9 protein-coding genes are annotated in these 11236 nt (G+C 37.4%); 3 read left to right on the top strand and 6 right to left on the bottom strand.

What is annotated here, in order from left to right; genetic code table 11:
* Positions 1-33 precede the first annotated feature (33 nt).
* The 5 genes from bglX to CRS_RS23240 form a co-directional block, all read right to left on the bottom strand.
* Entirely contained in the window at positions 34-2361 is a 2328-nt protein-coding gene (bglX, locus tag CRS_RS23220; protein ID WP_142726326.1) for a beta-glucosidase BglX, read from the bottom strand.
* Between the two features lie 78 nt (positions 2362-2439).
* Positions 2440-3147, bottom strand: coding sequence for a prolyl oligopeptidase family serine peptidase (locus CRS_RS23225; protein WP_142726327.1), 708 nt, complete (start codon positions 3145-3147; stop codon positions 2440-2442).
* Between the two features lie 98 nt (positions 3148-3245).
* Positions 3246-4637 carry a glucoamylase family protein gene (locus CRS_RS23230; protein WP_142726328.1) on the bottom strand — a complete coding sequence of 464 codons (1392 nt, stop codon included), beginning with the start codon at positions 4635-4637 and terminating at the stop codon, positions 3246-3248.
* A gap of 76 nt (positions 4638-4713) precedes the next feature.
* Entirely contained in the window at positions 4714-6180 is a 1467-nt protein-coding gene (locus CRS_RS23235; protein WP_142726329.1) for a RagB/SusD family nutrient uptake outer membrane protein, read from the bottom strand.
* A 3-nt stretch (positions 6181-6183) separates the two neighbouring features.
* On the bottom strand, positions 6184-9021 hold the full coding sequence (locus CRS_RS23240) for a SusC/RagA family TonB-linked outer membrane protein (protein ID WP_142726330.1): 2838 nt from the start codon (positions 9019-9021) through the stop codon (positions 6184-6186).
* A gap of 360 nt (positions 9022-9381) precedes the next feature.
* Between CRS_RS23240 and CRS_RS23245 the strand changes: the two genes are divergently transcribed.
* The 3 genes from CRS_RS23245 (at position 9382) to CRS_RS23255 (ending at position 10939) form a co-directional block, all read left to right on the top strand.
* A complete protein-coding gene (locus tag CRS_RS23245) occupies positions 9382-10053 on the top strand; it encodes a DUF4197 family protein (protein ID WP_142726331.1) in 672 nt (223 codons plus the stop codon).
* 40 nt (positions 10054-10093) lie between these two features.
* The gene (locus CRS_RS23250; RefSeq protein WP_142726332.1) at positions 10094-10399 is read left to right on the top strand and encodes a DUF493 family protein; all 306 of its coding nucleotides are present in this window, start codon (positions 10094-10096) and stop codon (positions 10397-10399) included.
* 66 nt (positions 10400-10465) lie between these two features.
* Positions 10466-10939, top strand: coding sequence for a hypothetical protein (locus CRS_RS23255; RefSeq protein ID WP_142726333.1), 474 nt, complete (start codon positions 10466-10468; stop codon positions 10937-10939).
* A gap of 48 nt (positions 10940-10987) precedes the next feature.
* Here the strand turns inward: CRS_RS23255 and CRS_RS23260 are convergent.
* On the bottom strand, positions 10988-11236 hold a 249-nt coding region (locus CRS_RS23260), incomplete at its 5' end, for an IS3 family transposase (RefSeq protein WP_142726334.1).

Raw genomic sequence — 11236 nt, forward strand, 5'->3', positions numbered from 1 at the left:
ACACATAATACACATTTCTGTGAGTAACTTATCCTATTTTGTCCAGTTAATTTTAGAATGCTGAACGTTATCAGAACTTGTTCCGATCATAATATCAAATTCACCTGGTTCCCAGTCATATTTCAATTCTCCATTGTAGAACTTCAGGTTTTCAGGAGTGATATCGAAAGTTACTTTTTTAGATTCTCCCTTCTTCAAAAATACTTTCTGGAAGCCTTTTAATTCTTTTAACGGCCTTGTAATGCTTCCCACCATATCTCTGATATACAGCTGAACGACTTCAGCCCCGTCATAATTTCCGGTATTGGTTACTGTAACAGAGGCCTGAACCGTCTGATTTCCTTTTGGATTCGTACTGGAAACTGCTATGTCAGAATAATTGAATTTCGTATAGCTCAATCCATATCCGAAAGCATATAAAGGGGTATTGCACTCATCCATATAATTGGAACGGAATCTCTGGTATTCACATTTATCAGTAAGTTCCTGACTTAATGGGCGGCCTGTATTTTTAGCATTATAATAAATTGGCACCTGCCCAAGGCTTCTTGGGAATGTCATCGGAAGTTTTCCTGAAGGGTTTACTTTTCCAAACAGAACATCTGCAATTGCATTTCCGGCTTCAGATCCAGCAAACCATGCATTCAGAATAGCATCCGGAGTATCTTTTACATTGGTTAAAGCCAGCGGACGGCCTGTGAAAAGAACCATTGCAATTGGCTTTCCTGTTTTCTTTAATTCATTTAATAAATCAACCTGAGACTGAGGAATGGTAATTTCTGTTCTTGAAGAAGATTCACCACTCATTTCCGCAGATTCTCCGATCGCAAGAACAATTACATCGGCTTTGTTGGCAACCTCTACAGCTTCTTTTAACAATTCTTCTTTAGAACGGTTATCTCTGTCTGTTTTTTTGCCGTGAGCTGCATAAATATCTTCTAATTTAGCATCATAATCAATATTGGCACCTTTAGCAGAAAGAAACTTTACATCTTTTCCATAGTTTGCCTGAAGACCCTGCATCAGATTCACCGCTTTATCATGTTTTGCAGCGACGCTCCACGTTCCGGCCATGTTTAATGAATTATTGACCAATGGTCCGATGACCGCAACAGTTCCTGATTTTTTCAAAGGGAGTACCTGGTTCTCATTTTTCATTAACACCATTGACTGGGCAGCAGCATTTCTGGCAATATTTCTGTTTTCCAGACTGTATACTTCTTTTGCAGCCAATTTTGCATCTCCGTGTTTATAAGGATTGTCAAACAAACCAAGGTCATATTTTGCTTCAAGAATTCTTCTTGCTGCCATATCAATTTCAGCCTGTGTCACTTTTCCTTCTGCAAGAGATTTTTTTAATGTTGTTAAAAAGCCTTCCCCTACCATATCCATATCAACACCAGCCTTTAATGCTAACGCAGAAACCTGCTGAAGATCTCCCATACCATGGTCTACCATTTCATTGATACCTGTATAATCCGTTACCACAAAACCTTTAAACTTCCATTGATTTCTCAGCACTTCGGTCTGAAGCCATCTGTTTCCTGTTGCAGGCACTCCATCCACTTCATTGAAAGAAGCCATAACAGAAGCTACACCAGCATCAACAGCTGCTTTGTAAGGAGGAAAATATTCGTTGAACATTCTTATATGGCTCATATCAACTGTATTATAATCTCTTCCTGATTCTCCGGCACCATATAATGCAAAGTGTTTTACGCAGGCCAAGATATTGGTTCCGTTTGCCAGGTCTTTCCCCTGATAACCATACACCATGTTTTTTGCGATTTCACTTCCCAGATACGGATCTTCACCTGAACCTTCAGATACCCTGCCCCATCTTGGCTCACGTGAAATATCCACCATTGGGGAGAATGTCCAGTTGATACCATCAGAAGCAGCTTCTCGGGCTGCAACTTTTGCAGACTGCTGAATAAGATTCATATCCCATGAGGCAGCCAACCCCAAAGGAATAGGGAAAGTAGTTTCATAACCGTGAATGACATCCATCCCAAAAATCAAAGGAATTTTCAGACGGCTGTTTTCTACCGCTACTTTCTGAACAGCTTTGATTTTCTCAGCACCTTTTATATTGAATAGTCCACCTACTAATCCCTGTTCAACTTTTTTACCTATATCTGAACTTTTAGCCAGACCTGTGGTAAAGTCACCAGAACTTGGTAAATTCATTTGCCCGATCTTTTCATCCAATGTCATTTTAGATAAAAGATTGTCTACAAAAGCTTTCTTTTTAGCCTGATACTGAGCTGTCTGATAAGACTGAACGGGCTTCATTACCATTTCCTGTGCGGAAAATACAGGAGCCAATGCTAAAGTGGCAATTACAATTAACTTTTTCATAAATCTATCTTCTTAAATTATTGTTTTATATTTTTTGCTTTAATTTGATGAGTTTATCTTTCAATCATTGTGTGTCGGTTACTTTACTTTCTTTTTCGACAGCATCCATTCATACAGCGCAGGATCTGAATACGTTGAATCCCATGAATTATGATTATCATTCGGAAAGATAACCAATTCTGCTGATGGATTTACCGGGTGCAGCTTCTGATAAAATTTAAAAGCGTTCTCCGGTAATACAATATCATCCATCCCGCCATGAAAGATTTTCATATTCAAATCTTTAAACCGGTTGATATTGGCTGTCATAACCTGATCGGTAGGGGCACAGACTGAAGCTACTGCTGCAAACATTTCCGGATGCTCCATGGCTAACTTCAAAGTTCCCCATCCTCCCATTGAAAGTCCTGTAAGATAGATACGGGAAGCATCTATTTTATATTTTTTCTGAATTTCTTTGATCAGATTATAGACCGTAACGGTATCCCACCACATTCCTTCGGGGCATTGGGGTGCTAAAATGGCCACAGGTTCTTTGATCAGGCTTTTATAGGTAAACGGACTGTGAGCTTTTACCATATCAAGATTAGTTCCACGTTCTCCTGAGCCATGGAGGAAAATCATTAATGGTACATTTCCTTTAACATTCTGCGGATAATCCAGAATGTAGGACATTTTCTCCTGTCTTTTAATTTCTTTATTGAGTTCTGCTTTTATCTCCTGCGCATTCATCTGTAATGAAAGTGGCAGCAGTAAAAGCGGGAGATGTTTCAGTTTTAATTTCATATGATTAGGTTTTGGCTAAAGCCATGGATTTGAATCTTTTTATTTTTAAACGGGCTTCCTTCGACCAGGCTCAGGATAATGGTCCGTTTTTATTGAATTTACTTGAGTCCATATTTGGCTGACTGGAAGCTTAGTTTTTTTAATCCCTGCTGAATTTCCGGGGCATTCATAAAGAGCTTCCAAAGAAATCCTGATCTGTAGTTTTCAATCATAGGGGCAATGGTTCCCTGGTCTATCGCCAGGTATCTTGGGGTGAACCAGTTGTTGTAATGGATAGACGTAGCATCATAGGGGCCTGCAGATCCTATAAATTCAGGTTTTTGAGTATAAATGAATCTCAGGAAAGCCATGGATTCTTTTGGGGTATATGGGAAACTGCTCAAAGCAGCTGTAGGGGTTATCACGCCGTTATCATTCGATGGCATATGAGCAGTGTATCCTGTACTGCCATCTTCATTTCTTGTGTAACCGGCTGTCAATCCCCAATAGTTAGGTCCGTATCCTTTCCATTGTTTTGGGTTTTCAACACAGTATTTATAGTCGATAAGGGTTTGATTTTTATTGACTTCAAAGTAGTTTTTTACGAGCTTATCAGATAATCCGGTCGGATCCAGCCCGATATATGAATATTGTGCCCAGAACAGCGGTCCGCCATATTCTTCAGCATAATTGTGTTTTACATACAGGGGTAGCCCATATTTTGTTTTGTCTGTAAGATAGGTTCCATTTCTGGTCCAGCCTTTATAGTAGGTTTCAGCATCAATGGAATAGGTAGGTGAAGATGCTGCTAAAATATAAGTGATCAGGCATTCATTATAGCCTTCAAGAGGAAAATTCATTTCCCATTGATATTCCGGTGACCAGTGCCAGTAAAGAACTTTCTGTCCTCCTTTGGTATACCAGTTCCATTGGATTCCTTTCCACAGCTCATCACATTTTGCTGCAAGGGCCTTTTCTTCTGCATTTCCGTTTTTAAAATATTCACGGACCATCAGTATTCCTGAAGTCAGGAATGCTGTTTCTACAAGATCACCACCATTATCTTTTTTCCCGAACGGAACTGTTTTTCCGGTTTCCCCGTTGATCCAATGTGACCAGGCTCCTTTGTGACGATCAGCTTTAGCCAGAAAATCCATGATATGAGTGAGCCTTTTCACAGCTTCTTTTCTTGGAACAAAACCTCTTTCCACCCCTACCAGAATAGTTGCCAGTCCAAATCCTGAGCCTCCTGTAGTAATGACGTGTTTATCATTATCGGGATAGATATTGTCTTCATGGTAGCGCTCTCTGCCTAACATTGAATTAGGTTCTGCGTAATCCCAGAAATATTTCAGAGCATCTTTCTGTACTCTATCCATAAGCTGTTCATCTGTGATATTGCTTTTTACCACTTCCGCTTTTCCGGTTTCCGGTTTGGCAACGGGAGCATTTTTACAGGAATACACTAAAAATAAAGAGGTAATAGCCATTGATAATACGTTCCTTTTCATGAGATCTCTTTTTATGGGTTTGTAACTAAAAGAAGAGGAGAACTTTCATTCTCCTCTAAAGTTTTATTGATTAAATTTAATAGCCTGGGTTTTGTACTGACAATCCACCCGCTTCCATTATAAAATCTTGTGGAAGTGGGAATAATTCATGTTTTCCAACAGTGAATTTTTTACCACCATCAGCTGCCATTGCAGCTTGTGCCTGTCCTGTTCTTACAAGATCAAACCATCTGTCATGCTCAAAAGCAAGTTCCAGTCTTCTTTGTTTCCAGATATCCAATCTTACGTCTGCCTGAGAAGAAGCAGGAGTATTTCCGATATTAGCTCTGTTTCTTACCTGGTTCAGGAAAGGAATAGCCGCGGATGTTTGTCCTAATTCGTTTAATGCTTCAGCTTTGATTAATAATACTTCAGCATATCTCAGATAACGTATGTTGACGTCTGTTGAAGCCTGATCTCTATAATTTGATGAATAGGCTTTATAATTATAGAATTTATTTTCTGTATTTGGACCTACATAATATCCATCATATAAAGTCATGTCTCTGTGGATAATCGTAGCATCTCTTCTGGAATCTGTTGCAGAGTAAGCGTCATATAAACTTTGGGTAGGTGTAGCAAATCCCCAGCCCCAGCCTGTAGTACCTCTGGCTCCCTGAACCTGGCTATACTGTTGGATTGCTCTCCCTGCCGTTCCCCCAGTACCATTAATTTCAAATATAGATTCAGCATTATTTTCTCCTGAAACCTTATAGATATCCTGGAAAACAGGAGTTAATGAATATCCTGTAACCAAATTAGCCTCATCTACAGCCAACTGCCATTTCTTCTGATATAAATACACTTTAGCTAATAAAGCATGAGCTGCACCAACAGATGCTCTTCCTACATCACTCGCCCCATAAGCTGATTTATTAGGAAGAACAGCTATAGCATCTTTAAGGTCCTGTTCTATGAATGCATAAATTTCTTCTTTGCTTTTTCTTGTAAGCGTCATTTGTTTATCTGCTTCAACTCCTGTTACAGGAACGTGATCTACTAATGGAACCCCTCCAAAAGATCTTACCAGCGTAAAATACATAAATGCTCTTAAAAATTTGGCCTCTCCTGTTAATCTCTGACGTAATTGAGAATCTGCTTTATCTAACTGAGGAAGATATTTTAATGCCTGATTACATCTGTTAATGCCCTGGTAATTGGAGGCAAACAGCTCCTTGAATGATGGAGTTGCCGCATTAAAATTCAGTGCATCCAAAACATCCTTATCAGAACCTGAATCACTCGGGCTGGAACCTTTATCAGCATCATCTGAAACGATGGATGTCACGCCAATCCAGGCAAAAGTACTCATGTTCCAATCTAAGAACTTAGCATAAATAGCAGTTACCAAACTATTGGCTCCTTCATTATTATTGTATATTTCACCCAAAGCAGCTTCGGGAATTTTTTCTGTAGGAGAAACATCAATAAAGTCATTGCTGCAACTCTGGTTAACAGCTCCTAAAATTAAAAATGCAGCTGCTATGATATATTTCTTATTCATTTTTTAAAAATTTAGGTTAACACCAAATACAAAAGACCTCAAAGTAGGATAAGCATCCAGCTCTATCCCTGCACGTTTGTAAGGATCTCCTTCTGCTGTAGGATCTGCAGGATTATATCCTGATAATTCTGAGGAATATCCTGAATACTTCTGGAATACAATTGGATTGATTGCACTCACATAAAGCTTGATAGATTTCATATAATCCGTTACATTCTTAAAAGTATATCCTACCGAAATATTATTGATTCTAAAATAATCCCCACTTTCCAAATAGAAATTAGAGGCTACAGGGATACTTGAAGGATTTACAGGGTTGGCTGCATTCGTATTGGATGGTGACCAAAAATTTTTAGCAACTGAAGCTTCAACATTCTCTCCTCCATTTCTTTGAGCTTTTTTACCATTATATACTTTAAATCCAAAAGCGCCATATCCGTTAAGCGCAAAGTCCCAGTTTTTATAAGACATTGAAATATTTACCCCTAAAGTAGATTTTGGTATATAGGAATCAAAGAAACGTCGGTCTCCACCATCCATAATACCATTACCGTTCAGATCTTTAAATTTCAGGTTACCATTGGCGTCATAACCATCCGTTTCATATAAATAAAAACTTCCCAAAGCATAGCCTATTGCAGAAGCGTTAAATAGTTTTGTATCCACTCCGTTCCCCAGATTTCCTCCAACGATCTGAGAAACCGGTTTTGAGGTATCAATTCTGGCAAGTTTATTTTTATTGTAAGAATAATTAGCCCCAATTGAATAACTGAAATCTTCACCTACTTTATCTGCCCAGCTTAAACTCACCTCAGCTCCCTTATTAACAACACTTCCCATGTGTGAATAATTTACATCGGAAATACCTGTTGCAAGATAAGGTACAACTCCTAGAATAAGATTATTGGTTTTTCTGTTATAAACATCAAAGCTACCAGATAATCTTTTATCCAGGATTGCAAAATCTAATCCCAAAGAAGTTTCTTCAGTCACCTCCCATCCTAAATCCGGATCATATCCCTGATTCACAGTCACTCCGTTGCTTACAGCTGATGTTCCGAATCCGTAATTATAAGTTGCTCCTGATGAAAGTGGTAAATAATTTAACGGAACTCTCTGGTTACCCAATTTACCCCATCCTCCTCTTATTTTTAGGAGGTTAAAGAATCCATCCTGCATAAAGCTTTCTTCAGAGATGATCCACCCAGCACCAAATGATGGAAATGTCCCCCATCTGTGTCCCTCAGCAAACTGAGATGATCCATCTCTTCTGATTGTTCCGCTCAACAAATAACGGTTCATGAATTTATACTGAAGTCTTCCAAAATAAGAAAGTGTCGTGTTTCTGTTTCCTTTTATAGATTCAATAGCTTTGGTTGTATTATCACTAAATAAATTACCATAGTAATCTACACCATCCAGATTCCAGTAGTCTTGTGAAACGGGAACATTCTTTCTATTGATCACTAGAGTTTCAAGACCGTTTGCGACTGAAGCTTCTGTACCAGCTACAATTTCGATATCATGATTGCCTATTTTCTTGGTATACGTTAAATAGTTATTGAGTACCCAGTTATAATAATTTTGATTTTTATTGGTTAATCTTGTCAGAGGCAGGGAAGCATCATAGCCACTTTCAACTCTCGTTGGATCACTATCTAACCAGAAAGCTTTGGAGTTTACAAAGTTATAGTATTTATAATTGTTATACTCACCACTAAACTGAGAAGTAAATTTCAGATCTTTATAAATATCAATATCTAATTTTAACCCACCCTGCAATAAGAAATTCTTTCCTCTTTGATTATCATAAGCAAGCTGCATTACCGGGTTTCCAACATTATTAAAACGTCCTCCCACATAACTGATATTCCCGTTGGCATCATAAATAGGTTGGCCATATTTTCCATTCGGATAATATACAGGAACTAATGGTGACTGTTTGTAGGCATTGGTAAAAGCACCAAATGATTTAGGAGTATCATTAGTAAAAGTAGCACTCAAGGTCTGAGCTAATCTGATTCCTTTAGAAATTCTGAACTCATTATTTGTTCTTACAGTTGTTCTGTTATAATTAGTTCCTTTAAGAATAGACTGCTCCTCATAATTTCCTAAGCTTAAGAAATATTTTGCAGCTTCAGATGATCCTGAAATAGAAATATTATGCTGATTGTAAATCCCTGTCCTGGTAATTTCCTTGAACCAATCTGTGTTATATGGTTGATTAGGATTCAGGAAAGTACTTGTTTTACCGGCATTATTATAAGATGCAAACTCAGAGGCATTAGCCATTTTAACTGTCTTTAAAGGACTTCTGAAGCCTACCAGTCCATCATAGGAAACACTTAATTTTCCCTTACCAGACTTTGTTGTAATAATAATTACCCCATTAGCGGCCCTGTTACCATAAATAGCTAAGGCTGCTGCATCTTTTAATACATCATATGTAAGAATATCATTTGAATTGATGTTATTGATATTATCTGTATATATTCCATCAACTACAAATAAAGGCGTTCGCCCTCCCAATACTGTCCCCAGACCTCTGATCATTACTGTAGGAGTAGACCCAGGTGCATCGGAAGCAGTTACCTGTACTCCGGCAGCTTTCCCCTGAATAGCCTGTGACGCATTTAATACTTTAGTTCTGGTTACTTCCTCTGCGCTTATAGAACTGATAGCTGTTGTATTATCTACTTTTTTACGGCTACCATATCCAATCATCACGACTTCGTCGATCTTCTGGACTTTAGCAGAATCTGGTGTAACCTGTGCATTCACGTTCATACCAAAGTACAAAACAGCAATGAGACATGAATACTTTAAATTACTTTGTTTCATATAGTTTCAATTTTATTCAATAAATTCAATTTCGTACCTGTCTAAGTGGAGTTATTTAAAATCTCAAAAAAAGACATTAGCCAAAAATATAAAAAATATCGAACAATGTTAAATTATCTTAAACATTTAAAAATAACCCGATTCTATTAAATAAAAAATGCCGGATCTTTAAATTTTATAATTTTATATTTAAAATAACCATCCTTTATCCATCATATCTTTAAACGATAATTCAACTTTCTTTAACACAAAATTCACCAAAACATGTACTCAATTTAATATTTTGTTAAATTAAGAATAGTAATTACCTTTGGTGCGCTTTTTGACCAAAGCATTTTGAAAGTAAATAATAAAAAATCAATGAAAAAATATATCATTGCAGCCGCTCTTATCATCGGGACCGGAGCTGTCATTACTACCAGTGTTCAATCTTGCACAACACTGGCCACTTCCGATATGGGACTTTCTATTATAAAAAGAATCCTGCTCAATGGTATTGACAAAGGAATGGGTATCTATGGAAATAAAGAAGCCTTTCTTGAGAATAATATGGTAGATAAGGCCCTTCCAAAAGAATTGAGAGATATCAATTCTACCCTGGAAAAGATTGCACCGTCACTGGTTGCTAAAGAAAGAGATTATATCGCTCAGGCAGCCGCATATACTGTCAATACTTCCAGACCGATTTTACAGGACGCAGTAAACAGCCTGAATGCTCAGGACGTGACGAGAATTATGCAGGGAACTACTGCTACACAGATTCTGAAAGAAAAAACATCTCAACAGCTCGTTGCTGCCATTGCTCCTAAAGTAGATGAAAAACTGAATGAGTACGGAATTGTAAAAACCATTAATACCGCATTATCGGGAAGCAATTTTCTGGGCAGTCTTTTAGGTGGGAACAATAACACAGTCAACTCAGGAGGATTGAGCAAACTCGCTTCTGAACAACTGGTGAACGGATTATTCAATATCATCGAAGACTATGAACATCAGAATTCAAAGTCACTTCTGGGACCATTTGGAAAATAGGAAATTTTTCGTTATATTTATATTATATTAACAATTGCAGATGGATATATTACAAGGAAATCAACACGCAAGCCCGGAAGATTTTTACAAGTCTTTGAGGGAGAAACTGGATGATCATCATGATTTTCCGGAAGATTATTTATTTAAATTTATCATTCCTACAGACCAGGCAAAACTTACTGAAATTTACAGAGTTTTTGACGGTATTAAATTTACACTGGGAAACCGCGAAAGCAAAAATGGAAAATACACAGCCTGCAATATCAATGCATTTGTTTTAGATGCCAATCAGGTTGTGAATATTTATAAAGAAGTAGCAAAAATAGAAGGCGTTATTCTATTGTAAAAAGAAAGACCGTTTCATGGTAATGAAGCGGTTTTTTTATTGTTTTATCTCCTAAATCCAAACACAATGAACATCCATCAATTGATCCTATTTAATATAATTTTAGCAACATCTGCTACCAGCTGTATTCATAAAAACAATAATCAAAATAATACAAGCAATATTACAACAGCAACCCAACAGCAAAAAATTGAACAGATTCAATTAACAGAAAGAACAAGGGGGTTCAGCAGAAGTATTGTTTTTACGCCTTCTTCAAAAACCACCAATACCAATGAAGAGGTAGCCAATATTAAGATTTCTTCCAGTGAATGGAAAGCAATCTCCGATCTTGCTGAAACCATTGACTTATCCAGAATATCTGATCTTCCATCCCCAACTACCGGCAGACATTCTGACCGCGCAATGGCATCCTCCATTATTATCACTTCCAGTGGGAAGGAATATACCTCTTCAACTTTTGACAGCGGCCATCCTCCAAAAGAACTTGAAGCTCTGTATAATGCAATAAACGGATCTGAAAAAACGAAAATCCGATAACATAAAAATCCGTTCTGTAGTAGACTGCACCCAAAAGTTTAGACAAAATTAAACAATATTATTATATGAAAGAGTTCGGTACTGTACCGGACTCTTTCCTTTTAGATTAAGTCTTATCCTGTCATTATTGTAATAATTGATATACTTCTTTATTTCTTTTTTGAGCTCATCAATGGTTTTAAATTTCTTAGTATAGAACATTTCAGATTTTAAAGTTCCAAAGAAGTTTTCTATTACTGCATTATCCAGACAGTTTCCTTTGCGGGACATACTTTGGATAATGCCTTTTTCTTTTAA

Source organism: Chryseobacterium sp. ON_d1 (genome assembly GCF_006829085.1).
GTDB lineage: Bacteria > Bacteroidota > Bacteroidia > Flavobacteriales > Weeksellaceae > Chryseobacterium.

Coding starts and splice junctions, on each gene's coding strand:
- bglX (WP_142726326.1), bottom strand. CDS start 2,361: ATGAAAAAGTTAATTGTAATTGCCACTTTAGCATTGGCTCCTGTATTT.
- CRS_RS23225 (WP_142726327.1), bottom strand. CDS start 3,147: ATGAAATTAAAACTGAAACATCTCCCGCTTTTACTGCTGCCACTTTCA.
- CRS_RS23230 (WP_142726328.1), bottom strand. CDS start 4,637: ATGAAAAGGAACGTATTATCAATGGCTATTACCTCTTTATTTTTAGTG.
- CRS_RS23235 (WP_142726329.1), bottom strand. CDS start 6,180: ATGAATAAGAAATATATCATAGCAGCTGCATTTTTAATTTTAGGAGCT.
- CRS_RS23240 (WP_142726330.1), bottom strand. CDS start 9,021: ATGAAACAAAGTAATTTAAAGTATTCATGTCTCATTGCTGTTTTGTAC.
- CRS_RS23245 (WP_142726331.1), top strand. CDS start 9,382: ATGAAAAAATATATCATTGCAGCCGCTCTTATCATCGGGACCGGAGCT.
- CRS_RS23250 (WP_142726332.1), top strand. CDS start 10,094: ATGGATATATTACAAGGAAATCAACACGCAAGCCCGGAAGATTTTTAC.
- CRS_RS23255 (WP_142726333.1), top strand. CDS start 10,466: ATGAACATCCATCAATTGATCCTATTTAATATAATTTTAGCAACATCT.